Annotated in this window: 17 protein-coding genes; 9 read left to right on the top strand and 8 right to left on the bottom strand. The window is 35.9% G+C overall.

Translation table 11 applies throughout. From position 1 onward, the window contains the following. Positions 1-9 precede the first annotated feature (9 nt). From GMA17_RS14935 to GMA17_RS14920, 4 genes are read right to left on the bottom strand one after another with little or no spacing between them, the layout of a single operon-like run. A complete protein-coding gene (locus GMA17_RS14935; RefSeq protein WP_248397579.1) occupies positions 10-2,475 on the bottom strand; it encodes a glycoside hydrolase family 2 protein in 2,466 nt (821 codons plus the stop codon). Beyond that, entirely contained in the window at positions 2,475-3,686 is a 1,212-nt protein-coding gene (locus GMA17_RS14930; RefSeq protein WP_248397578.1) for a peptide-N-glycosidase F-related protein, read from the bottom strand. The genes GMA17_RS14935 and GMA17_RS14930 overlap by 1 nt, the downstream gene beginning before the upstream one ends. Beyond that, positions 3,683-4,387: a copper homeostasis protein CutC gene (locus GMA17_RS14925; protein WP_248397576.1), complete on the bottom strand. Its 705-nt coding sequence runs from the start codon at positions 4,385-4,387 to the stop codon at positions 3,683-3,685. The genes GMA17_RS14930 and GMA17_RS14925 overlap by 4 nt, the downstream gene beginning before the upstream one ends. Position 4,388: 1 nt before the next feature. Continuing rightward, entirely contained in the window at positions 4,389-6,542 is a 2,154-nt protein-coding gene (locus GMA17_RS14920; RefSeq protein WP_248397574.1) for a beta-N-acetylhexosaminidase, read from the bottom strand. Positions 6,543-6,763: 221 nt separating this feature from the next. On the opposite strand from GMA17_RS14920, the gene GMA17_RS14915 reads away from it, so the two are divergent. The 3 genes from GMA17_RS14915 to GMA17_RS14905 all read left to right on the top strand — a co-directional run bounded on the left by GMA17_RS14915 (position 6,764) and on the right by GMA17_RS14905 (position 12,156). Continuing rightward, a complete protein-coding gene (locus tag GMA17_RS14915) occupies positions 6,764-9,712 on the top strand; it encodes a GH92 family glycosyl hydrolase (RefSeq protein ID WP_248397572.1) in 2,949 nt (982 codons plus the stop codon). 80 nt (positions 9,713-9,792) lie between these two features. Then, entirely contained in the window at positions 9,793-11,109 is a 1,317-nt protein-coding gene (locus tag GMA17_RS14910; RefSeq protein WP_248397570.1) for a sugar MFS transporter, read from the top strand. A 57-nt stretch (positions 11,110-11,166) separates the two neighbouring features. After that, complete coding sequence (locus GMA17_RS14905; RefSeq protein WP_248397568.1) at positions 11,167-12,156, top strand: isoaspartyl peptidase/L-asparaginase family protein; 990 nt, start codon at positions 11,167-11,169, stop codon at positions 12,154-12,156. A 119-nt stretch (positions 12,157-12,275) separates the two neighbouring features. Here the strand turns inward: GMA17_RS14905 and GMA17_RS14900 are convergent, their stop codons facing one another. Beyond that, positions 12,276-13,682, bottom strand: coding sequence for an aldehyde dehydrogenase family protein (locus GMA17_RS14900; RefSeq protein WP_248397566.1), 1,407 nt, complete (start codon positions 13,680-13,682; stop codon positions 12,276-12,278). A 7-nt stretch (positions 13,683-13,689) separates the two neighbouring features. Beyond that, on the bottom strand, positions 13,690-16,332 hold the full coding sequence (gene cphA / locus GMA17_RS14895) for a cyanophycin synthetase (protein WP_248397563.1): 2,643 nt from the start codon (positions 16,330-16,332) through the stop codon (positions 13,690-13,692). Between the two features lie 119 nt (positions 16,333-16,451). Here cphA and GMA17_RS14890 point away from each other — a divergent pair, with 119 nt between their 5' ends. Continuing rightward, positions 16,452-17,315 carry a cyanophycinase gene (locus tag GMA17_RS14890; RefSeq protein ID WP_248397561.1) on the top strand — a complete coding sequence of 288 codons (864 nt, stop codon included), beginning with the start codon at positions 16,452-16,454 and terminating at the stop codon, positions 17,313-17,315. A gap of 270 nt (positions 17,316-17,585) precedes the next feature. Here the strand turns inward: GMA17_RS14890 and GMA17_RS14885 are convergent, their stop codons facing one another. Further along, a complete protein-coding gene (locus GMA17_RS14885) occupies positions 17,586-18,515 on the bottom strand; it encodes an isoaspartyl peptidase/L-asparaginase family protein (RefSeq protein WP_248397559.1) in 930 nt (309 codons plus the stop codon). Positions 18,516-18,706: 191 nt separating this feature from the next. On the opposite strand from GMA17_RS14885, the gene polA reads away from it, so the two are divergent. Next, the gene (gene polA / locus GMA17_RS14880; RefSeq protein ID WP_248397557.1) at positions 18,707-21,559 is read left to right on the top strand and encodes a DNA polymerase I; all 2,853 of its coding nucleotides are present in this window, start codon (positions 18,707-18,709) and stop codon (positions 21,557-21,559) included. A 200-nt stretch (positions 21,560-21,759) separates the two neighbouring features. Beyond that, positions 21,760-22,329, top strand: coding sequence for a YoaK family protein (locus GMA17_RS14875; RefSeq protein WP_371922439.1), 570 nt, complete (start codon positions 21,760-21,762; stop codon positions 22,327-22,329). Between the two features lie 122 nt (positions 22,330-22,451). On the opposite strand, the gene GMA17_RS14870 is transcribed toward GMA17_RS14875, so the two are convergent. Further along, positions 22,452-22,754 (bottom strand): monooxygenase, encoded by a 303-nt coding sequence (locus GMA17_RS14870; RefSeq protein WP_248397555.1) that lies wholly within the window; start codon positions 22,752-22,754, stop codon positions 22,452-22,454. Between the two features lie 675 nt (positions 22,755-23,429). Between GMA17_RS14870 and rplM the strand changes: the two genes are divergently transcribed. The 3 genes from rplM (at position 23,430) to rpsB (ending at position 25,239) form a co-directional block, all read left to right on the top strand. Continuing rightward, positions 23,430-23,885 carry a 50S ribosomal protein L13 gene (gene rplM / locus GMA17_RS14865; protein ID WP_248397553.1) on the top strand — a complete coding sequence of 152 codons (456 nt, stop codon included), beginning with the start codon at positions 23,430-23,432 and terminating at the stop codon, positions 23,883-23,885. After that, positions 23,886-24,272 carry a 30S ribosomal protein S9 gene (gene rpsI, locus GMA17_RS14860; RefSeq protein WP_248397551.1) on the top strand — a complete coding sequence of 129 codons (387 nt, stop codon included), beginning with the start codon at positions 23,886-23,888 and terminating at the stop codon, positions 24,270-24,272. It begins immediately after the preceding gene. Between the two features lie 193 nt (positions 24,273-24,465). Continuing rightward, on the top strand, positions 24,466-25,239 hold the full coding sequence (rpsB, locus tag GMA17_RS14855; protein ID WP_248397549.1) for a 30S ribosomal protein S2: 774 nt from the start codon (positions 24,466-24,468) through the stop codon (positions 25,237-25,239). The last annotated feature ends 22 nt before the right edge of the window (positions 25,240-25,261 follow it).

Below are 25,261 nucleotides of genomic sequence, written 5' to 3'. Positions count from 1 at the left end.
TGTTAAAGTTTAGCGATCATTTAAACTTTTGATTTTCAAATCATTTAAAACTTTAGCATCTGTTTTAAAAACGATTTGTTTTTCTTCATTAGGCAACAAATCAAAGTAATTGTCGGAAAAATGTCCGGATTCATTACAAAATAAAAAGACATCTTTTTGAAGTGTTTTAGATGATAGCCTTATTGTAAACCCATCACTAGTTTTAATAACTTCCTTTTGAATAGCTTTTGCAGGTAATTCCAAATCTTTAGGTTTTACCAAATAAAAGAGCGATTCGGATTTTTGAAACTTCGAAACAATTACCACTTTGTTCTTATTGAATGAAAACCCAGATAAACCTATCCGTTGTTTTATGGCACTTGAATTTGGCTTTACCATTATTTCTTGAGAATTTTCCCAAATCACTTCACCTGAAAAATTCAATATGTTTGTAGATAGCGTTCCTGAAAAAGTGTTAAATGTATCATTAATCAGATATATTTTAAGTGAATCCTGTTTTACTTCCGAAGAAATAAGGACATTCTCAAAACTTCGCTTCGCCTTATAATGCAAGGCTTTCCAATTCCCAAAAAAATCAATACTCGACCAAGAAATTGCGGGCCAACAATCATTTAACTGCCAATACAACGTGCCCATATTGTAGGGTTTTGCTCTACGCTGTGCTTCAATACCTTTAGTTATACCATAAGCTTGAAGCAGCTGACTTATATACACGTAATCTTCAGGGTTATTTGGCACCAAGTAATCGCGGGCCATATACTCATCAATTACTTGAAATCCTCTTTTATGTTTTTGATGGTTTTTAATGCCTTCTGAAGTAATACGTAAAGAATCTGAATCATTCTTATTGATATAATTAATGAGGTTATAACTCGGAAAGGATTGAAATCCAAATTCACTCATAAATCGTGGTACTTGATCTTCAAAATGTTCAAACGGATAGCCATCATGCCAAACCCACCAGTCATGTGCATCGCCTTGAAACTCGAATTGCGGATTACCACGTCCAAATTTTGGAGATGTTTCCCAATAATCTGTATCTGAATAAGTTGCAACTGTTTTGGGCAATATAGAATCGAACACCTTGAGATAATGATTCCAAATCTCTGTTTTTTCGGTTTCAGATCTGCCATCCTGCCAACCCCAACGATGCCAACCTTCAGAATTTTCATTATTACCACACCATAGTGCTATGGAAGCATGGTTTCGTAGACGCTTCACGTTATCAATGGCCTCTTGTTTTACGTTTTCTAAAAATTCAGCATCGCCAGGATACATAGCACATGCAAACATAAAATCTTGCCAGATAAGGATGCCTTTTGCATCGCATAAATCATAAAAAATAGAATTCTCATAAATTCCGCCTCCCCAGACACGTAGCATGTTCATGTTTGCTTCTACTGCGTCATTTAACAAGTTATTATAATGTGCATCCGTTACTTTGTTTTGCATACTATTTTGCGGAATGTAATTGGCACCTTTAGCATATACCGGTTTGCCGTTTACCTCAAAATAAAAAGATTCGCCCAAGCTATCTTTTTCCGTAATTAACTTAATAGTGCGCAGGCCTTTTTTAACGGAAACAGAATCTAAAACAGTATTATCCTTTTTAATTACCACTTTAATATCATACAAATACGGATTACCTAAATTATGCGGCCACCAAAGTTTCGGGTTTTTAATAGTAAAATTAAATTGCGGTATATCTTTATCAGACATATAACCAGATTGGATTAATGAATCATTTATAAAAAGATCATAGTCCAAATTTGCTATAGATGTATTTAAATTGAATCTAGCGTTGAGTTTTGCAAGCGAGTCATTTAAAACAGTCTGTTTAATATAAGCATCTTGAATTTTTAATGTGTTCCAAGTCACCAATTTTATAGGCCTCCAAATTCCAGACGTATTCAGTTTTGGTCCCCAATCCCAACCATATTGGAATTGGCCTTTTCTGGTAAAAATACGATTCCCTTCAGGTAGTGTATAGTTTAGTTGGGCTTTTGCGGCTTCTTCGTGTTTTGTTGTATTCTCAAAAAGAATGCGCAAGGTATTTTCCGTTTTTAGAAGTGGTTTCACATCTATAGAAAATTCACGGAACGCATTGGCCGTTTTTAGAATTAAAGAATCATTTAAGTACACGGAAGCGTAGGTGTCTAAACCTCCAAAGTTCAATTCAACATGTCTTTTCTGTAAGGTTTTGGAGTCTACTTGAAACGTTGTTTGGTATTCCCAATCGGTTTTAGAAACCCATTGCACAGAATCTTCATTAGTACCAATAAATGGATCTGGAATTTCTGCATTATCTAACAAATCAGAAAATACATTTCCTGGAATTTTTGCCGTTAACCAATCGGTATTATCGCTAGATTTAAATTGCCAATTATCATGTAATAACCGAATTTCTGGCACATCCAATTGCTTTTGGCATCCCAAAATAATTAGACATAAACCAATATAGAAAACGTGTTTCATTACTTATCGTAAACCAGATAAGCCGAAACCATCCAGTAGTTTATTTTATCATTTTCAATAGCTTGTGCTTCCGGAATGGAAAACGTAAACGTATGATTTCCTGCTTTAATAGTACCGAGTTCAATAATTTCAGGTTTTACGTCACTTCCAGGGCACCAATTGGATCGTGAGTAATCTGATGATGCAATCCGTTCTTCTATGTCTTCGCCTTTCCAGGTTGTTTTTTCTGTCCAAACACCTGATGTTGGATTAAATCGCCTAAAGCTGGCACAATCGTCTCGCCATGGTACAAACTGCTTCACAACTTCACCATTAAAGCTAATTATATTTTCTTTTTTTGTAAACTCATCACCTTCGGCATGTCCACCATGGCCTGTTGTGATATAATATAATTTGGCGTTTTTTAGTGTTTCATCAACTGGTAAATCTACTTGCAAATCCCCTTTATGAAACGCATCATAAAATTGTTGCGCACCAGCATATTTACTGGTATTGACTACAGAAATGACGTCATGTTCTTTTTTTATGTGATTTGGAATATCGCTTTCATCAAAATCTAGACGTACCGAAAGCTTATATCCTTCCTTGGTCCAAGTATCAATAAAAACACCAATATAAACCTCGTTTTCTAAAACGGGTAATAGTTGGGTAATATCCTGTTCCCACTGGACATTATTTTCCCAAATTGGAATATAAACGGGTTTTAAAGCTGCTACACGTTCGTTATCATTAAAAAAACCTACACCAAAAGGCGTCATAAAACGCAACAATTCAATATTTGGTTCGTATAGTTTATCATCTATTTTTTTTGAAACAATTCCGGGAGCTTCATTTAGAAATTGTTCTTTTGTTAATGTCTCGCTTTCAAAATCTAATAAATTCAAATCAGAAGTCGTAGGAATCACAAACAACGAACCCGATTTATCCCAAGGATCACCATTGGAAGTCAGGGTCATTTTAACGGACACAGATGCCTGCTTCTGATAATCAGGCAAGGTGACTTTCTTTAATAAAACGCGACCAGCATCCAAACGAATAATAGAATCTGTTGGTTGAATACTATCGTCCCGATCACTATCGGGATTAAAAGCCATATCAAAATAAAGATGGGTGTCTTTAAAAACAGTAATTTCTTTATCTCCTATTGGTTTTAAAGGCTTTTGACACGCTACAATTAATAAAAAAAATAAAGGAAGATATCTTAATTTCATGAATGGATTTTATTTAATATGTTTTCTATAGTTTCTACGGAAGAAACCGTTTGTTGCGTATTTCCGAAGTAGGCATGATTATTTTTGGTTGAAAGAACTGTGGAAGCCGAAGCATGAATTTCATGTAATCCAGCATCTTTAAATTTAGACGCGTTTTCCGCATTGATTCCAGATCCTGCTAAAATAATGGTTCTTTTTTCGGCTTTTTCATTCAATTTCAGCAACATATCCAAACCTTTTTCTGTAGAAGGTTCTAATCCAGATGTTAGAATTCGTTGAACACCTATAGCGATTAATTGTTCCAAAGCTTCTATGGGATTTGGCACACAGTCAAAAGCACGATGAAAGGTGAATGACAGTGGTTTTGACAATTCAATTAACGCTTGAGTTCGTTGTAAATCAATAGTATTATTTTCATTTAAGACACCAGAAACAATACCGTGAACACCTAATTTTTTACAGATTTCAATATCCTTTTTTATAATGTTAAACTCGGCCTCTGAATAGGTAAAATTTCCAGAACGTGGTCGGATTAAGACAAAAACAGGAATAGAAAGCACCTCAACTACCTGTTTAATAAGTCCGTAACTAGGTGTTATACCACCAACCGCTAATTCGCTACAAAGCTCAATACGCTGTGCTCCTGCTTTTTCGGCATTTATAGCAGATTGGTAAGAATTGGCACAAATTTCTAGTAGCATATTAATTTACGATTATTTCATCAATAAATGTCCAAGCTGGATTTCCTGCGCCTTGTTTGCCTTCTGGAATAATTCCATAATTAGAAATTCTCAATTTTAAGAATTGGGTTGTAGCTTGTTGTTCAAACGAGACTGGTGCCAAGAGGCTTTCTGATGTTGGCACATCAACTTCAAAAATTTGATTATTATCCAGCTCAATTTCTATTTTTTCAGGTGCATAAATCCATTGTCCATTGCCGTTATGAAAACGTGTGGAAATAGAACTAATATCGGTTTCAGCACCTAAATCAATTGTGACTTCAACATCTTCGCCCCAAAACCCTAACCATTCTTTATCGCCATAACGTTCATTGCTTCCAGAAATACCATTAACTAAACCACCTGAACCACTTCCGGTATAAGCATGATGCGGATGTACATCCAAAGTAATTTTATGCCCAAGTGCTTTATGCCAATTAATAGTTTGATTGTATGTGGTTCCTAAGGGTTTTTCATTGGCAAAAATTATCGCCTTTATGTTTTCACTTTTAGTAATAGGAATTCCTGTTTTATAAATTTCAGAATTGATGGTCGGTTCAGAACCATCTAAAGTATAATGAATTTCTTTTCCCGCGGTTGCCGTTTTTAATTCATACACCGCTTCATTACCATCAGTTACCATGTTACCTTCAATTTCATATAAGTGATTAGCATAATTAATATCTAGAGCGTCCATGCGTTTATGAAAATTCTCAACCCTAGAAACAAACTCCTTGTAATCTCTATTTTCTGGCCCAGACCAAACCACTTCCGCAAGCGCTAATATTCGTGGAAAAACCATATACTCCACTTTTTCGGGAGTTGGGATATATTCCGTCCAAACATTCCCTTGTGCTCCAAGTACATATTTGGCTTGTTCTTCTGTTAATTCATCTGGAATAGGATTTAAACTATACACTTTTTCTAATGGCAGGAAACCACCAATAGCAACGGGTTCATCCTTATTTTCCGATTGGTAATGGTCAAAATAAGCATGAGAGCCTGGAGTTAAAATAACATCATGACCTTGTTTAGCAGCTTCAATAGCACCTTCAAAACCACGCCAAGACATAACCGTAGCATTCGGCGCTAAACCACCTTCCAAAATTTCATCCCAACCAATAATTTGGCGGCCTTTACTATTCAAGTATTTTTCAATTCTAGAAATAAAATAACTCTGCAACTCGTGTTCATCTTTTAAACCTTCTTTTTTAATTAAAGCCTGACAGTGATCGCAGTTTTTCCAGCGTGTTTTTGGCGCTTCATCGCCTCCAATATGGATATATGTGCTCGGGAATAATTCCAAAACCTCATCAAAAACATCTTCTAAAAAGGTAAAGGTTTCTTCTTTCGGACAATAAATGTTCTCAAAAACGCCACCTTTTGTTGCTACTTTTACTTGTTCACCTGTACATCCCAATTCCGGATAAGCAGCAATAGCAGCTTGAGAATGACCTGGTAATTCAATTTCGGGAATGACCGTTACAAATCGTGCTGTAGCATAGGCCACAATATCTTTAATTTCTTCTTGAGTATAAAACCCACCATAGCGTTTGCCATCAAATTTTTGAGGTTGTGTGTTATAATGACCTATGAGTGTTTCATCACGATAGGCTGCAATTTCTTGCAATTTTGGATATTTTTTTATTTCAATACGCCAACCTTGATCTTCGGTAAGATGCCAATGAAAGGTGTTCATTTTTAAAAGGGCTAACGCATCAATGTATTTCTTGATAAAATTGACAGAAAACATATGTCGACCAACATCTAAATGCATCCCACGATACACAAATTTAGGCTCATCTTGTATGCTGATGTTTTGGACAATTATTTCAGCATCTGAAAATGAGTTGTTTTCTAAACCAACAGGGAATAATTGGCGTAAACTCTGAACGGCATAAAAGGCACCTTTTCCTGTTTTCGCTTTAATCAGGATGCGGTTTGACGAAACGTTTAAAGTGTACCCTTCTTCATTTGTTATAGTTTCATCTTTTTCAAATACAATATCATTTCCTTGATTTAACTTGAATGCGCTTCCAGATTCAATATAATCTTTTAAAAAATTTCCCGCTACGGAAAATTCTTCCTCAAAATTTAAGCCTGTGTCATTAGAGAGAATGAAATAACCTGGCTCCATGGTTTGATTTAAAGGGATAGGAATTATTTGTTGTAATGTGGGTTCTAGTGTTTTATTAGAACAACTAAAAATGACACTCACAAAAACTAAACAAACTAGGGATGACTTGAACTGCATTTTAGTATATTAGAGGTTTAATAATTCACTAATTTATTACTTATTTACTGTATTTAGATAATAATCTTGAAATAAGTTATTACCTAAATTGATTTCAACCGCAAATGAAACACTTCCAATTAACTCGTAACTTTTTTTCAGTTTTTTTACTCATACTATTAGTGACTTCATGTAAGAATGAAGAAAAAAAATTAATTAGTCCTAAAGGCAACAAACCTTTAACCAGTTTCGTTAATCCATTTATTGGAACGGGTGGTCATGGCCATACCTATCCTGGAGCCACCATGCCATTTGGAATGATGCAATTATCGCCAGATACCAGACTGGACGGGTGGGATGGCTGTTCAGGTTATCATTATTCAGATGAATACATTTACGGATTTTCTCATACCCATTTAAGTGGAACTGGTGTTTCAGACTATGGCGATATTTTATTAATGCCAACGAACAAGGTCGAATTTAATAATGGAGCCGATGGCAAAAAAGGCTATCGCGCACATTTTTCTCATGATAATGAAATAGCAGAACCTGGGTTTTATAAGGTGCATTTAGATTCTACGAATATTGATGTAGAGCTTACCGTTTCCAAACGTAGTGGTATTCATAAATACACATTTCCTAAAAATAGCAAACAGATCGTTATTTTAGATTTAGAGCATCGGGATGAAGTTCTAAACTCCAATGCTACCGTTTATTCCAACACAGAAGTTGGTGGTATAAGACATTCCAAAGCATGGGCAACCAATCAGATGTTATTTTACAATGTTCAGTTTTCGAGGCCGTTTAAAAACATGGTTTTTTTAAATGATACAGCCGAAGGTAAACACGTAAAAGCCGCTTTTGAATTTGACCCTAATGACGGCCAAGTCCTCGAGGTAAAAATTGGTATTTCGGCAGTTGATGAAGTTGGAGCCAAACAAAATCTACAAGAAGAAATTGGCGAAAAAACATTCGATCAAGTCAAAACCGAAGCTCAAAAAACCTGGGAAGCACAGCTGAATAAAATTGTAATAGAAAGTGAAAATGTAGATTATAAAACCAATTTTTATACAGCCCTATATCATACCATGATAGCTCCAAACTTATATCAGGATGTGGATGGACGCTATCGTGGAATGGATTTAAAAATCCATCAAACAACGGATTTTGATTATTACACCGTATTTTCACTTTGGGATACCTATCGCGCCACACATCCACTTTACACCATTATTGAACAGGACAGAACCAACGATTTTATAAACACCTTCCTAGCAAAATATGATGAAGGTGGCATCATGCCGATTTGGGATTTAAGCGGAAATTATACAGGTTGTATGATTGGTTATCACGCGGTTCCAGTAATTGCTGACGCCTATTTAAAAGGGATTAAAAATTACGATATTGAAAAGGCTTTTATTGCCATGAAACATTCTGCCACACGTGATAAATTAGGTTTAAAAAGTTATAAGGAGTTCGGGTTTATTCCTGTAGAAGAAGAAAGCGAATCCGTTTCAAAAACATTAGAATATGCTTATGATGATTGGACCATTGCGCAAATGGCAAAATCGCTAGGAAAAGATGACGATTATAAAACCTATTTAAAACGTGCACAATATTATAAAAATGTATTCGACCCTGAATCGCAATTTATGCGTGGTCGTTTTAGAAACACCTGGTTTGCGCCTTTTGATCCGTATGAAGTGAATTTTAATTACACCGAAGCTAATTCATGGCAATACAGTTTTTACGTTCCACAAGATGTATCAGGATTTATGAAATTGCTTGGCGGTAAAGACCAATTAGAAGCACGTTTAGATGAATTGTTTGTAGCAGAATCCGAAACGTCCGGCCGCCATCAAGTGGATATTACCGGATTAATTGGCCAATATGCACATGGTAACGAACCGAGTCATCATATGGCTTATTTATACAACTTCGTAAATAAACCACATAAAACACAAGAGAAAATCCATCAGATTCTAACCGAATTATACACCAACACACCAGATGGTATTTCAGGGAATGAAGACTGCGGCCAAATGAGTGCTTGGTATATTTTCTCGTCCATGGGATTTTATCCCGTAACTCCAGGAAGCAACAATTATATTATAGGAACACCTCTCTTTGAGAGAGCCACCATCAATTTAGAAAGTGATAAAAACTTCACCATTCTTGCTGAAAATTTAAGCGACACCAATATGTATATTGAAAGTGTTACCTTAAATGATGTGGCGCTCAACCATTCATTCATTTCACATGAAGACATTATAAAAGGTGGCACCTTGGTTTTTAATATGACGAGTAAGCCAACGTCTTGGGGAACAGAAGAAGGTCAGGAACCAAAAACAAGCATTGACGAACATCTTATTGTTGCTTCACCATTTATTGCTAAAGGAGACGTTGCTTTTAAAGAACAAACGGAGGTGGTTTTAGAAAATGCAGATTCGGAAGCAGCCATTTTCTATCAATTGAATGGCGGGAAATTTAAAACCTATGAAACACCTTTCACGATTTCAGAACCTGCCGTACTAACGGTTTATTCTGCAAAAAACAATCTTAAGAGTGCTGAAATAACGACGCAATTTTATGAAATTGATCCAAACATTTCATTAACATTAGAGTCTGAATATGCCAACCAATATAATGGTGGTGGACCCAACGCGCTTATTGATGGTATAGTAGGTGCTAGAGATTTCAGAACGGGAACTTGGCAAGGCTACCAAGATAAAGATGTAATTGCTATTGTTGATTTGGGACGTGAAAAACCTGTAAATTCTGTGACTACCAATTTTCTAAAAGACCAACGTTCTTGGATCTTTTATCCAACGGAAGTGATTTGTTTAGCATCAAAAGATGGACAAAATTATGAAGAAATTGGTACGTATACCTTTGGAGAAATAACACCGACAGATGAGGTGGATATGCAAAGTGTAACATTTAAACAATCTGGTAAAAACTACAGATTTATAAAAATCATCGCCAAAAAATTAGGCGAACTTCCAAAGTGGCATTTAGGTTATGCTGATGATGGTAGGAGTTGGTTGTTTGTTGACGAGATTCGTATTAAATAACAAATTCCTGCGGAAGCAGGAATCTAATAAATGTATTTAACTAAAATATAGATTCCTGCTTTTGCAGAAATATGAAACCTATGAACCATCAAAAATCCTATCGTTCCGCATTTATATTGTTAACCATACTATTTTTCCTATGGGGGTTTATTACCGTATTGGTAGATTCTTTGATTCCACGATTACGAGAATTATTTACATTAACGTACTTCCAAGCAGGATTGGTGCAATTTGCATTCTTTGGCGCCTATTTTATATTATCCATTCCAGCCAGTTATATTCTTTCTAAAATAGGCTATAAAAAGGGCATTATTCTAGGATTACTAACCATGGCTTTAGCTTGCTTATTATTTTATCCTGCCGCATCATATCGTATATTTGGTATATTCATGCTGGCCTATTTTATTCTTGCTGCAGGCATTACGGTTTTACAAGTAGCAGCAAATCCTTTTGTGGCTGTTTTGGGTTCAGAAGATGGTGCATCAAGTAGATTAAATTTATCGCAAGCATTTAATTCTCTTGGAACTGCCATTGCACCTATTGTTGGCGCCTGGTTTATTTTAAGCGATACTATTAAAACAGAAGTTGAAATTGAATCCTTAACGGGCGCAGCCAAAGAAACTTATTTAGTTTCGGAAGCCTCCGCAGTGCAAAAACCATTTTTAGGATTGGCACTTTTTATCGTTCTTATTGCCGTTATTTTTCTGTTTGCGAAACTTCCAAAAATGATTAGAGAGGATGATACTGGAACCTATTCAGCGGCTTTAAAAAACAAAAATTTAATGTTGGGTGTTTTAGGCATCTTCTTTTATGTTGGTGCAGAAGTTGCCATAGGCAGTTATTTAGTTAACTACTTTATGGATATGAATATGGTAGAAGTTATTAAAGAAAATAGCTTTATGAAATCCATAGCTGAAGGTATTCTGAATGCTGGAATTACTGAAAAAGACAGCAAAGCCATTGTTGGAGTATTTGTTGCTTTTTATTGGTCTGGTGCTATGATTGGTCGTTTTGCAGGTGCTTACTTAACCAAAATTATGAAGCCAGGAAACGTCCTTGGCATATTTGCAACCATTGCTATTTTATTAATAGTAACTTCAATCAGCACGACTGGATTAGTAAGTATGTGGAGTATTTTGGCAGTTGGTTTATTCAACTCCATAATGTTCCCAACAATTTTCGCTTTGGCAATCAATGGTATTGGCGAATTGAAACCTAAAGCATCGGGCTTACTCTGTATGGCTATTGTTGGAGGTGCTATTATTCCGCCATTTTTCGGTTTACTTACAGATAATGTGGGCTTCAAATCAGCCTTGCTATTTATTGTGATTTGTTATGCCTATATTTTATGGTATGGCTTTAAAAATTCTAGAAACAGATTGCAAGACATTAATTAACCAACACTGTTTTTCTTTTGTAGTGAAGAGAAACAATTATTATAAAAAACAACTCGTATGAAACGTAGAAACTTTATAAAAAACGCATCACTTACAGGTGTAGGACTCGCAGTTGGAAACTCTTTAGTGAGCTATGCCGAAACTTCTTTTAAAAACATTTCAAAAAATTCAACCACTTTACCTTTAGTTATTGCCACATGGCATGTTGAAAATGCAACTGCCAAAGCCATGGAAATTTTACAAAATGGTGGAACTGCTTTAGATGCAGTAGAACAAGGCTGCATGGTGGAAGAAGCTGATGTTAAAAATCAATCCGTTGGTAAAGGTGGTTTACCAGATCGTGAAGGAAATGTAACTCTTGACGCCTGCATTATGAATAAAGATGGAGATTGTGGCTCTGTAGTTTACCTTCAAAACATTACCCACGCGGTTTCCATTGCTAGAAAAGTTATGGAGGACACGCCTCATGTTATGTTAGCTGGAAAAGGTGCCGAACAATTTGCTTATGAATTGGGTTTTAAAAAAGAAAATCTATTAACTGATTCTGCTAAAAAAGCTTGGGAGGAATGGAAAAAAGAATCCAAATACAAACCCATTATCAATATAGAAAACCACGATACGATTGGTATGCTAGCTATTGATAAAAATGGCGATATTTCTGGCGCTTGTACCACCAGTGGTTTGGCTTATAAAATGGCTGGACGCGTTGGTGATAGCCCAATTATTGGCTCTGGTTTGTTTATCGATAATGAGATTGGTGGTTGTGTGGCTACAGGTTTAGGTGAAGAAGTGGTAAAAACTGTTGGCAGCTTTTTGGTGGTTGAATTGATGCGCCAAGGCAAATCACCACAAGAAGCCTGTGAAGAAGCCATTAAACGGATTGTAAAAAAACCCAATAGCGATTATAAGAATTTTCAAGTCGGCTATATTGCTGTTAACAAGCAAGGCGAAACAGGCAGTTATTCCATTCACCAATGGTTTAGTATGACCAAATTTCAAGATGGTGTGAATGAGCAGATTCAGTCGGATTATTTTTTGAAAGAATAGTAATCTAGAGTATTTAGAGCTTTTCGTTCAAAACACGTAAAATGATGTGAAAAATTAATATTCCACTAATTTTTCATTGCCACTTAAGATTGCCACGTCCTTCGTCCTCGCAATGACAATTAAAACCACTTAATGGTTAAATCCACCAACTTTTGTTTCCAGTTAGTATAAGGTGGCATCAGCAAATCCACAGCACCAATAGTATGTTGTTTTAAAACGGATCGTTGATTGGTAAATTCGCGAAACCCGAAAATACCATGGCTTTTTCCAATCCCACTATTATTGGAACCTCCAAAGGGTAAATTATGATTTAAAAACTGCAACAAATTATGATTGACACAGGTGCTTCCGGCTCGTGTGTTTTGAATAACATAATCAACTACTTTATTTTTTTTACTAAATATATAAAGCGCCAAAGGTTTTTCGTTTGAATTTACATAATCAACCGCTTCCTCGATGGTTTTATAGGTTTTTAGTGGTAAAATAGGTCCGAAAATTTCTTCCTGCATCAACGTGGCATCTTCTGGAAGTCCACTTACTAATGTTGGCTCAATATAACAGTCTGATGCATTTGTTCTGCCGCCCGATTCAATAACACTTCCTTTTTGTTTCGCATCTTCCAAGCTGTTGGTTAAACGTTCAAAATGTTTACTGTTTACAATCCGGCTGTAAGAATCTGAACTTTCAGGATTCTCGGAATAAAAAGCTTGAATTTCTTTTTTGAATAATTTTATAAAATCTGGTTTAAGTGACTCTTGGATTAACACATAATCTGGTGCAATACAAGTTTGCCCTGCATTGGTACATTTACCGTAAACGATTTTTTGAACGGCTTTTTCTAAATTAGAAGAATCATCAATGATAGCTGGCGATTTCCCACCTAATTCTAAAGTTACAGACGTTAAGTTTTTAGACGCCGCTTTCATTACAATTTTTCCCACCGCTGGCGAACCGGTGAAGAATATATGATTAAAAGGCAGTTCTAATAAAGCAGAAGCTGTTTCTACTTCACCTTCAACCAAGGCAATTTCATTTTCTTCAAATACATCGGACACTATTTTCGACATTAATTTTGACGTATTTGGCGTCATTTCAGATGGTTTTAAAATAACTGTATTGCCTCCAGCAATGGCCGAAACCAAAGGGGCAAACGTTAAATTAATAGGGTAATTCCAAGGGGAAATAATTAAACACACACCTTTTGGCTCATTAACAATATAGGAGCTACTTCCCAACAATGATACAGGTGTGGCTACTTTTTCATGTTTTAACCAAGATTTCAAATTGGAAATGGCAAATTTTATTTCATCTACAACAGGATAAATTTCGGTTAAATCGGTTTCCAAATGCGGCTTTTTAAAATCTTGATACAGTGCTTCGCGAATGTCTTGTTTATACGTTTTTTCTAACGCATTTTGTAAACGCTTCAATTTGGCAATACGTTCTTTATGAGATGTATTGCCAATTTTAAATTGATGTACTTTTTGCTTTTGAAATAATTCTAAAAAAGGATTTTCTTGACTCATATAATTATTAATCGGCATTAAAGGGTTCGCCTTTGGTATCTTGTTCTTTAAATTTCTGAACGAGTTCCAAAGCATCTGGAATGACATCGCTACATAATATAATTAAGGAATCTTTAACCGCATTATTAACGGCAAAGGTTATCGCTTCTTTTTCTGAAGGAATTATGGTTGTCTTCTTATTAGGATCTTTGGATTGAATACCTTCATTTAATAAATTAATAAGCTCTTCTTCCGTTCTTCCACGTAATCGTTTATCCTGACGGATGATAATTTCATCAAACATCTCTGCCGCAATACTGCCAATTTGGTTTGTATCTTCATCACGCCTATCACCTACGCCGGCAATAATGCCCACTTTTACAGAACATTCCATAGTATCTGTAAATTTCTTTAAAGCCAACATACCTGCTGGATTATGAGCATAATCTAACAAAATAGTAAAGTTTTTAAATTCGAATAAATTCAGACGACCTGGTGTTTGTGTTGCTGAAGGTATAAAGGTTTCTAAACCAGCTTTCATATCTTCAATACTAATTCCTTGAACGTGTGCAGCCAAAATAGCAGCTAACACATTCTGAATCATAAATGGTGCTTTTCCGCCATAGGTTAATGGAATATTCTCCGCTTTCATGATGCGCATTTTCCATTCGCCACGACAAATAGTTACATAACCATCTTCATATATGGCCGTAATACCATTTAAGCGTTGCATAGCTTTTATGCGTGGATTATTTTCATCCATGGAAAACAAGGCTACATGACAATTTACGGAACGACGCATATCGTAAACCAAATCATCATCCGCATTTAAAATAGCATAACCATCTGGCAAAACGGTTTCTGGAATAACGCCTTTGGCTTTCGCTAATTGCTCAATTGTATGAATACCTTTTAGGCCTAAATGATCAGCGGCCACATTGGTAACAATACCCACATTACATTTTTTAAAACCGAGTCCAGCACGCAATAAACCACCTCTTGCACATTCTAAAACAGCAAAGTTTACTGTAGGATCTTTCAATACAAATTCGGCACTCGCAGGCCCTGTACAATCGCCTGTCATGAGTAATCGGTTTTGAATGTACACACCATCACTAGTAGTATAACCAACGCGATAACCTTTCATTTTTGCAATATGCGCCATTAATCGTGTGGTGGTCGTTTTACCATTTGTTCCTGTAATAGCAACAATTGGAATTCGTCCAGTATCACCTGGATTAGGGAACAATTTATCAATTACATGACCGGCAACATTTCGTGGCAAACCTTTGGTTGGCGCCAAATGCATTCTAAATCCTGGTCCTGCATTAACTTCTAAAACAGCACCTCCGGTTTCTGAAAGTGGTTGAGTAATATCTGTTGTCATGACATCAATACCACAAATATCTAAATCTATTATTTTTGAAATACGTTCAGCCATACTCACATTTGCAGGATGCACAATATCGGTGACATCTTCCGCAGTGCCGCCAGTACTTAAATTAGCCGTATCTTTTAAAATGAGCATTTCATCTTTAGGGAGCACGGAATCTACTGTGTAACCAGCATCTTTAATTATGTTTTTGGTTAAATCGTTTATAGTAATTTGCGTCAATACATTTTCATGACCATACCCTCGTCTTGGATCTGAATTAACGATATCTACCAACTCTTGAACGGTTGATTTTCCATCTCCAATTACATGTGCAGGCGTTCGTTTAGCGGCTGCCACTAATTTATTATTGATGACTAATAATCGATAATCCTCTCCAATTATAAATTTTTCTACGATAATCGCCCCACTTTTGGAGCTTTCTTTTGCATGATGAAAAGCCACTAATGCATCATCATAATTTCTTATATCCACTGTTATTCCGCGACCATGGTTACCATCAATAGGCTTAATAACCAAAGGATAACCAACATAATTGCAAGCGTCTTCCAAACTGCGTTCACGACGAATAATATCACCACGCGGCACTTCTACTTCGGCTTGTTCTAAAAGGAATTTGGTGTCTTCCTTATCACATGCCAATTCCACACCAATACTACTCGTTTCAGATGTTACTGTTGCCTGAATCCGTTTTTGATTGGCGCCATAACCCAATTGACATAATGAATATTTATTCATGCGAATCCATGGAATACCACGTGCTTCGGCTTCTTCAACAATGGATCCAGTACTTGGACCTAATCTATCACTTTCACGCAATTCACGCATATGTTGAATATCATCTGTCATATCATAGTCTTCGCCAGCAATTAAAGCTTCGCAAATATCTACAGAAACTTTTGCTGCATAGCGTCCCACAGATTCCTCCATATAGGCAAAAACGACACTATAAACACCATCTTCACCATAACCGCGCGTTCTACCAAAACCTACATCCATACCTGCAAGTGTTTGAATTTCAAGAGCAATATGTTCTATAATATGACCCATCCATGTACCATCCTTTACACGTTGAAAAAAGCCGCCCGCTTCACCAACCGAACACCGATGCTCATACATAGTAGGAAACATTGCTGTTAGTCGCTCATAAAATCCATCAATTTTATTAGATGGCCTTTCCTCCATTTCTTGAAGGTCCAAAACCATAACTATTAATTTATGACGACGTATAGACCAATAATTTGGCCCTCTCATGGCATTGATTTCTCTTATTTTCATGTAAAGTGTTATTTAGGTTGGGAAAATGAATAGTGATAAATATATAATTTTTTAACTAAATAAGTTTAGTTTTGTAATCTGATTTTGTATAATCATATTATAACGACAAATTAATAGGCATGCAACAAATAAAAGGAACACTAATTCCCATTGGTGGAAATGAAGATAAGGGGTTTGAAGATGATGAAATCCATAGATTAGATTACGTTGAGGAAGGAATTTTAGCTCACGTGGTGTATGAAGCTGGAGGGAAGCAAGCTAAAATAATTGTGATCCCAACCGCATCTAGTATTCCTGTGGAAGTGGGTGAAAACTATTTAACAGCTTTTGCAACTTTAGGCTGCCGAAATGTTACAGTGCTAGATATTAGATCTCAAGCAGATTCTGAAAGAGCCGATTTTATTGATCATATTAAGACTGCCGACTGTATCATGTTTTCGGGCGGTGATCAATCAAAAATAGCGAAATACATTGGTGGCTCAACCATCCATACTATTTTAATGGAACGTTATAAAAATGACGAAGGCTTTGTTATAGCGGGAACGAGTGCAGGCGCCATGGCCATGTCTGAAGAAATGATTGCTGGAGGAAGTGCTGCAAAATCATTTGTAAAAGGCGCCGTAAAAATGCGCAAAGGATTAGGTTTAATTCCCGAATTAGTAATTGACACGCATTTTATTCAACGCGGACGTTTTGGCCGTATCACGGAGGCTATTGCTAAATTCCCTGAAAAAACAGGCTTTGGTTTAGCGGAAGATACGGGTATGATTATAAAAAATGGTGAGAACTGTACCGTTATTGGTTCCGGAATGGTTATTGTTTTTGATGGCAAAACACTCACCCTCAACAATCAACGTGTATTGGAAGAAGGCACACCAATGACCATGGCAAATTTAACCCTTCACATTTTAGCCAATGGTGATCAATATGATATTACCAATCATAAAGTAACGGTATTACCTATAGAAGCTGATTTTATTTAAATAAATTCCTGCGCAAGGAGGAATCTCGATTTTCAATGCCTATAAATTATTAGGTTTATTCTAACTTACTGCGTTAGCGATTGAAGCGGCATCCTTTTTTGAGATACGAAAAAAAGATATAGCGGAAAGCGCGACCTTTAGGTAACGCCCAAAAAGGAATAACAATGTATGTTTCTTAAATACAGCGCGACCCGTTTGCTTGATGTAATACGGGTGTTTTGATTTAAATACTGTTTTAGTAAATACAAGATTCCTGCCTGCGCAGGAATTTTATTTATAAATAGAAATCTCATGAACACCTAACGAGGTTTTTTGCCCACGATACATGCCTTCTGTATTAAATGGCATCGCAATATTTCCCTTGGTATCTACAGCAATTAATCCGCCATCACCACCAATTTCTAAAATACGTTTGTTGATGACTTCATGCGCTGCATCCTGCAAACTCATATTTTTATGTTCTATTAAACAAGCCACATCATAAGCTACAACACCGCGAATAAAAAACTCACCACTTCCTGTACATGAAATAGCACAGGTTTTATTATTAGCATAATTTCCAGCACCAACCATAGGGCTATCGCCAACGCGACCCCATTTTTTATTGGTCATGCCTCCTGTAGATGTTGCCGCTGCAATGTTCCCATCTTGATCGCAAGCTACTGCTCCAACAGTTCCAAATTTTGAATCTTTCTTTTTGGCGTGATCCAACTGAAAACTATCTGTATCTTTTATTTCTAACCATTGTTTATGTCTAAAATCATCATAAAAATAGGTCGCATCTTCTAATTTATAATCCAACTCTTTGGCAAAACGCATAGCGCCTTCGCCAGCTAAAAACACATGTTCACTTTTTTCCATGACATCTTTTGCAAGGGTAATGGGGTTTTTTATTCCTGAAATTAAACTTACCGCTCCAGCATTTAAGGTGTTCCCATCCATAATACAGGCATCCATTTCGTGGGTTTCTTCAGCTGTAAAAACGCTGCCTTTTCCCGCATTGAATAATGGCGAATTTTCCAAAACCATAACCGCTTCTTCCACAGCATTCACCGCTGTTCCACCGGTTTCTAAAATGGTATATCCAGCATCTAAAGCCGCTTTTAAGGCTTGTTTGTATTGCAATTCTAACTCGGGCGTCATCATGCCTTTTACCAAGGTTCCTGCACCACCATGAATGGCTATTGAAAATGTTTTCATCTCTGTGTTTTTTAACTGTGGGAAATTACAAATAGAAAATGAAATGCCACCCAAAAAAGCATAAGTTTTTGTAGATTTGATGCGCTTGTCTTTTAGAGCGAATTCGGAATGTTTTGTCGGCTTATTTATGCTAACAGAAACCTTTCGACTGCGCTCAAGACGCTGTTTTAATTTCAATTTAAATCGTACTCATGTCAGATCAAAAACGTCTTTTTCTAGTTGATGCTTACGCCCTTATTTTCCGCGGCTATTATGCATTTATAAAAAATCCACGAATCAATTCCAAAGGTACAGATACCTCTGCTATTATGGGTTTTATGAATTCCCTTTTAGATGTTATAAAACGTGAGCGACCAGACCATTTGGCGGTTTGTTTTGATAAAGGCGGTAGCGCAGATCGTGTGGAAATGTACGAGGAATACAAAGCCAATCGGGATGAAACTCCAGAAGGCATTAAAGTGGCAGTTCCGTATATATTGGAAATTTTGAAAGCCATGCATATTCCTATTATGGTAAAGGAAGGTTTTGAAGCTGATGATGTTATTGGAACACTTTCCAAACAAGCTGAAAAAGAAGGTTATCAAACTTTTATGGTGACGCCGGATAAAGATTTCGCCCAATTAGTTTCGGAAAATATATTTATGTACCGCCCAAAATCGTTTGGTGGTGGCTATGAAGTTTGGGGAATACCTGAAGTTCAGAAAAAGTTTGACGTGGAACGTCCTGAACAAGTAATCGATTTTCTAGGGATGATGGGTGATGCATCTGATAATATTCCGGGATTACCAGGCGTTGGCGAAAAAACGGCTAAAAAATTCATCAAAGCATATGGCAGTATGGAAGGTCTTTTTGCGAATACCCACGAGCTTAAAGGCAGAATGAAGGAAAAGGTAGAAGCATCAAAAGAATTAGGTTTGCTATCTAAAAAGTTAGCAACCATTATGCTGGATGTTCCTGTAGAATTTAATGCGAAAGATTTTGAATTAGACCACCCTGATATTGCCAAAGTTACCGAGATTTTTCAAGAATTAGAATTCAGACGATTAATTGATAATTTCTTAAAAACATTTGCGGTTCAACCAGAGGAAACAGCCTCAGATACAACTGCAAAAACAACCGACACTAAAGCGACGCCCAAAGAAACAGCTTCGGCAGGTGCTGGACAATTTTCATTGTTTGGTGGTAATCCATCAAGTGCTTCAGAAGCCGAAATTACAAACGATTTCACTAGAAAAACAGCCGATACCACATCGCATTTCTATCAAAGTATTGCGCCTGGCATGGCTATAAAACTGTTTATCAAAAACTTAATGAATCAGACATCGGTTTGTTTTGATACCGAAACCACTGGTCTCAATCCGCTAACAGCTGAATTGGTTGGAATTGCATTTTCATGGGAAGTTGGTAAAGGTTTTTATTTACCGTTTTCAGAAAACAAGGAAGAGGCACAAGAATTACTTGAAGCTCTGCGTCCATTTTTCGAGAATGAAGCTATTGAAAAAGTCGGTCAGAATTTAAAGTATGATATTAAGGTACTTGCTAAATACAACATTACCGTAAAAGGTAAATTGTTTGATACCATGTTGGCTCATTATCTGATAAATCCTGATATGCGCCATAATATGGATGTGCTTGCTGAAACCTATTTGAATTATTCGCCTATTTCCATAGAAACACTCATTGGAAAGAAGGGCAAGAATCAGAAAAGCATGCGCGATGTGCCTTTAGAAATTCAAACGGAATATGCGGTTGAAGATGCTGATATTACCTTGCAGTTAAAAGAACTTTTCACTAACGAACTCGGTGAAGCCAATACTCAAAAATTATTCGATGACATTGAAATTCCATTGCTCCGCGTTTTAGCTGCTATGGAATTAGAAGGCATTAATTTAGATACCGAATTTTTGAATTCCCTTTCCAATCAGTTGAATTCAGACATTGCCGATTTGGAACAAAAAATCTATAAAGAAGCTGGTGAAGAATTCAATATTGCCTCACCAAAACAATTAGGCGATATTTTATTTGATAAAATGAAATTGGTTGCAAAACCTAAAAAAACCAAAACAGGTCAATATGCTACTGGCGAAGAAATATTAAGCTACTTAGCAAAAGACCATGAAATTATTCAGAGTATTTTAGATTTCAGAGGCCTTTCAAAATTAAAAAGCACCTATGTAGATGCGTTGCCACTACAGGTAGAACCTTCAACAGGACGCGTGCATACGGATTATATGCAAACCGTTGCTGCCACTGGACGTTTGAGTAGTAACAATCCGAATTTACAGAATATTCCCATCCGTACCGAACGTGGAAGGCAAGTACGAAAAGCCTTCGTACCTAGAAATGAGGACTACACCTTATTAGCTGCCGATTATAGCCAAATTGAATTACGCATTATTGCTGCTTTAAGCGAAGAAGAAACCATGATTGAAGCCTTTAAAAATGGCGAAGATATTCATGCGTCTACCGCTTCTAAAGTTTTTAATGTACCTCTTTCTGAAGTCACGCGCGAACAACGAAGCAACGCCAAAACGGTTAATTTTGGAATAATCTATGGTGTATCCGCTTTTGGATTGAGCAATCAAACGGATTTAAACCGCAACGAAGCCAAAGAACTGATTGATACCTATTATGAAACCTACCCAAAACTGAAACGCTATATTGGAACACAAGTTGATTTTGCGCGCGATAACGGTTATGTACAAACCGTTTTAGGAAGACGCCGATATCTAAAAGATATTAATTCTAGAAACGCCGTGGTTCGCGGAGCTGCAGAACGGAATGCGGTAAACGCACCAATCCAAGGATCTGCAGCGGATATTATTAAAATAGCCATGATTAATATTTACAACAAACTAAATAGCAATAATTATAAAACCAAAATGCTCTTACAGGTACATGATGAATTGGTTTTTGATGTGTACAAACCCGAATTAGAAGCCATTAAAACGTTGGTAAAGACCGAAATGGAAAGTGCTTTTAATTTATCCGTTCCATTGGATGTGGATATGGATACTGGCGATAATTGGTTGGAGGCGCATTAATAAATGGTGCAATGATATGGTAATAAAAAACCCAATTAATAAAAAAGTGCATGTTTACACATCAAGGTAAAAGCAGAACTGCCAAACATAATTTACATATTGCAACCATTCTGTCTGTTGTAGCAGGTATTGTAAATGTAACGGGGTTTTTATCTTTCTAACAATTAACCACACATGTAACAGGTCATTTTGCGCTATTTATTAATGATGTAGCCGAATTTAAAGTTTGGCAAGGAACAATTTATTTTTTATATATTTTCTCATTTCTATTTGGCTCCTTTGCCTCTAGCTTTTTAATTGAGAAGTTTAAAGGAAATAAAAAACTTAATGTTTATGTGATACCGACAATTATTGAATGTGTCATTTTATTATCCATTGGGCTTGTTAGTAATTTTATTACAATAGAAACGCCCAACGTGATTGTATGCTTACTACTTTTTGCCATGGGACTTCAAAACTCTTTTGTAACGAAAATTTCAAATGCCGTAGTAAGAACCACACACCTTACTGGTTTATTTACAGATTTAGGTATTGACTTATCACTTTTACTCTTTAAGAAACACCATCAAAAAAGACTCAAACTCAAAGAAAATATTAAACTACGTTTATATATCATTTCATCTTTCTTTTTGGGCGGGTTAATGGGCGGCTATGTGTATTCGCGATTAAACATGGAATTAAACACACTCTTTCTTGCAGCTTTCATTTTATTTATCAGTTTATTTTATGACGATGTGAAATATAAATTTATAAAAATTAAAAATTCCTGATTCACATTACCAATTCCTAATAGAAAACCCTTAATACACTATTTAACTGCGCATTGACAACTTCTGGGTATTCAATTCAACACCAGTTAATCCACATGCGCACTTTTAAAATAATAGCTTTATTAAAAAGGCGCTTTACCCATTTTGGATAGTTTTTCATTTAATTCAAAAACACGACTTCTTATTCCTGAATACCCAAAACGCTCCAATCTTTTAGTGTGCATGTCTAAATAATTTTCAGCACTTTCTCTAGTTTCAAACATATAGACACCTCCAGCTTCTTCGGTTTCTTTATTTTCCGTCCAGAATTTCCAAATAAACCCAGGTTCCTTCGTGATACTTTCAATGAGCTCCGACATTTCATTTGCTAATTGATCTCCCCAAATGCCTTTGTGGGGAAAATCCACATACATTATAACGGCCATAAACTTCAATTTTAAATTTCCATAAAAATACAACAAAAACACATCTTTAAACAATATGAATGATGCAAGAGTTCAGAATAAAATGTTTAACCTAAGTCCTTTGAAATACTAATATATCTACTGCATTAAAATTGCATTTTTGGACAGACTACATACCAAGTCCTTTTACGATAGGAATTAAAACAGCCTAATAAAATTACGTATATAAAAAATGCGTACTTTAGTAATCCAATAATGCCCGCTTATAGAATTGAATTTATTAATGATAAAACAAATCACTAACAGTTAAAACATACTATCATGGCAAAAAGTCAAGACGCAAAAAAGAACGTAAAAAAAGAACCAGCTAAAACAGCTAAAGAGAAAAAAGCTGAAAAGCGACTGAAAAAAGCAAAATAGCTTTTAAAACATTGTAATACAAAAGATGGATTTTAATTAAAAGGAGGAAAACACGAACCAACTTTCAATCAAAATCCATCATTTTCTTCTCCTAATATATAGTGTCCTATATTAAAATATGTAAACACACATATTTACCACATAAACGAAACCCAAAAAAGATATAAACAAAGTTATCAAAAATAACTCCCTACTCTATTTGGTAATCAAATATATAATCGTAAATTTGCAAACTCTTTTAAAGAGAGGAATGTTTAATTAGAAAAATTAATAAGTGTGGACACATTAAGCTACAAAACGATTTCAGCCAACAAAGCTACTGTTAATAAAGAGTGGGTTTTAGTTGACGCTGAAGGTCAAACATTAGGCCGTTTAGCTTCTAAAGTTGCAAAACTTTTAAGAGGAAAACATAAGCCTAACTTCACACCACACGTTGATTGCGGTGATAACGTGATTGTTATCAATTCGGAAAAAATCAACTTGTCAGGTAACAAGTGGACAGATAAAACATATATCCGTCACACAGGTTATCCAGGTGGACAAAGAAGTTTAACTGCTACTGAATTGTTTGGAAAAGATCCAGCAAGATTAGTAGAGAAATCAGTAAAAGGAATGTTACCTAAAAACAAATTAGGTGCCGAATTATTCCGTAACCTTAACGTTGTTGTTGGTGCAGAGCATACGCATGCTGCGCAAAAACCAAAAACAATTAATTTAAACGAATTCAAGTAAATGGAAGTAATTCACAAAATTGGCCGTAGAAAGACGGCTGTTGCTCGTGTATATCTTGCTGAAGGAACTGGCAAGATTACAATTAATAAAAAAGACATGACGGTTTATTTTCCTACTGCAACATTACAGTACAAAGTAAACCAACCTTTAGTTATGACTAACAATGATGGCAACTTTGATATTACAGTAAATGTATATGGAGGTGGTATTACAGGTCAAGCTGAAGCAATCCGTTTAGGTATTTCTCGTATTATGTGCGAGTTAGATCCTGAAAACAGATTGACATTAAAGCCAGAAGGCTTGTTAACTAGAGATCCAAGAATGGTGGAGCGTAAGAAATTCGGACAGAAGAAAGCGCGTAAGAAATTCCAATTCTCGAAACGTTAATATTATCGAATGTTACTTTATCTGGGGTTTAATACTTCATAGTAAAGTACATTTCAAACAAAAAAATTAAACAGTTATTGTTGTCCTAGTGTAAAAACAGGATTTAGTTTAGCATCTAAATGGTTCAGGCAATTTTTATTATAAAAAGACCACTAAATCATTGCTAATTCAACAGAACGTAAACTATTACAAAATGGCAGTAGAAGTAAAAGAATTACTTGAAGCAGGTGTACACTTCGGTCACCTAACACGTAAGTGGGATCCAAACATGGCGCCTTACGTATATATGGAGCGTAATGGCATCCATATTATCAATCTTTATAAAACAGCAGCTAAAATAGAAGAAGCAGGCGACGCGTTAAGCAAAATCGCAGCATCTGGTCGTAAGATCTTATTTGTAGCTACTAAAAAACAAGCTAAAGATATTGTTGCTGAAAAAGCAGCAGATATCAACATGCCTTACATCACTGAAAGATGGCCAGGTGGAATGCTTACAAACTTTGTTACTATTAGAAAAGCCGTTAAAAAAATGGCAACTATTGATAGAATGAAGAAAGATGGTACTTTCAATTCATTATCTAAAAAAGAACGTTTACAAGTAGATCGTCAACGTGCTAAATTAGAAAAGAATTTAGGTTCTATTACAGATATGACACGTTTACCAGCAGCATTATTTGTTGTTGATATTAAGCGTGAGCACATTGCTATTAAAGAAGCTCAAAAATTAAACATTCCTATTTTTGCCATGGTTGATACCAACTCTGACCCACGTCAAGTTGATTATGTAATCCCTGCAAATGATGATGCTTCAAAATCTATAGACAAAGTGTTAACACACGTTACAGCAGCTATTGCAAATGGTTTAGCAGAACGCAAAGCAGAAAAAGACGCTCCTAAAGCTGACAAAGATGCACCAAAAGCAAAAAAAGCAGCTAAAAAAGAAGTTGTAAAAGACGAAGAAGAATAAAAACTTAAGTAAAACAATACTA

Source organism: Bizionia sp. M204, assembly GCF_023205095.1.
Classification (GTDB): domain Bacteria; phylum Bacteroidota; class Bacteroidia; order Flavobacteriales; family Flavobacteriaceae; genus Algorimicrobium; species Algorimicrobium hallyeonense.
The sequence above is the reverse complement of the archived record's forward strand: the minus strand, read 5'-3'. Positions and strand labels throughout refer to the sequence as shown.

What these genes read in the sequence shown, in the direction of transcription:
- GMA17_RS14935 (WP_248397579.1), bottom strand. Translation starts at nt 2,475, where the DNA reads ATGAAACACGTTTTCTATATTGGTTTATGTCTAATTATTTTGGGATGC.
- GMA17_RS14930 (WP_248397578.1), bottom strand. Translation starts at nt 3,686, where the DNA reads ATGAAATTAAGATATCTTCCTTTATTTTTTTTATTAATTGTAGCGTGT.
- GMA17_RS14925 (WP_248397576.1), bottom strand. Translation starts at nt 4,387, where the DNA reads ATGCTACTAGAAATTTGTGCCAATTCTTACCAATCTGCTATAAATGCC.
- GMA17_RS14920 (WP_248397574.1), bottom strand. Translation starts at nt 6,542, where the DNA reads ATGGAGCCAGGTTATTTCATTCTCTCTAATGACACAGGCTTAAATTTT.
- GMA17_RS14915 (WP_248397572.1), top strand. Translation starts at nt 6,764, where the DNA reads ATGAAACACTTCCAATTAACTCGTAACTTTTTTTCAGTTTTTTTACTC.
- GMA17_RS14910 (WP_248397570.1), top strand. Translation starts at nt 9,793, where the DNA reads ATGAACCATCAAAAATCCTATCGTTCCGCATTTATATTGTTAACCATA.
- GMA17_RS14905 (WP_248397568.1), top strand. Translation starts at nt 11,167, where the DNA reads ATGAAACGTAGAAACTTTATAAAAAACGCATCACTTACAGGTGTAGGA.
- GMA17_RS14900 (WP_248397566.1), bottom strand. Translation starts at nt 13,682, where the DNA reads ATGAGTCAAGAAAATCCTTTTTTAGAATTATTTCAAAAGCAAAAAGTA.
- cphA (WP_248397563.1), bottom strand. Translation starts at nt 16,332, where the DNA reads ATGAAAATAAGAGAAATCAATGCCATGAGAGGGCCAAATTATTGGTCT.
- GMA17_RS14890 (WP_248397561.1), top strand. Translation starts at nt 16,452, where the DNA reads ATGCAACAAATAAAAGGAACACTAATTCCCATTGGTGGAAATGAAGAT.
- GMA17_RS14885 (WP_248397559.1), bottom strand. Translation starts at nt 18,515, where the DNA reads ATGAAAACATTTTCAATAGCCATTCATGGTGGTGCAGGAACCTTGGTA.
- polA (WP_248397557.1), top strand. Translation starts at nt 18,707, where the DNA reads ATGTCAGATCAAAAACGTCTTTTTCTAGTTGATGCTTACGCCCTTATT.
- GMA17_RS14870 (WP_248397555.1), bottom strand. Translation starts at nt 22,754, where the DNA reads ATGGCCGTTATAATGTATGTGGATTTTCCCCACAAAGGCATTTGGGGA.
- rpsI (WP_248397551.1), top strand. Translation starts at nt 23,886, where the DNA reads ATGGAAGTAATTCACAAAATTGGCCGTAGAAAGACGGCTGTTGCTCGT.
- rpsB (WP_248397549.1), top strand. Translation starts at nt 24,466, where the DNA reads ATGGCAGTAGAAGTAAAAGAATTACTTGAAGCAGGTGTACACTTCGGT.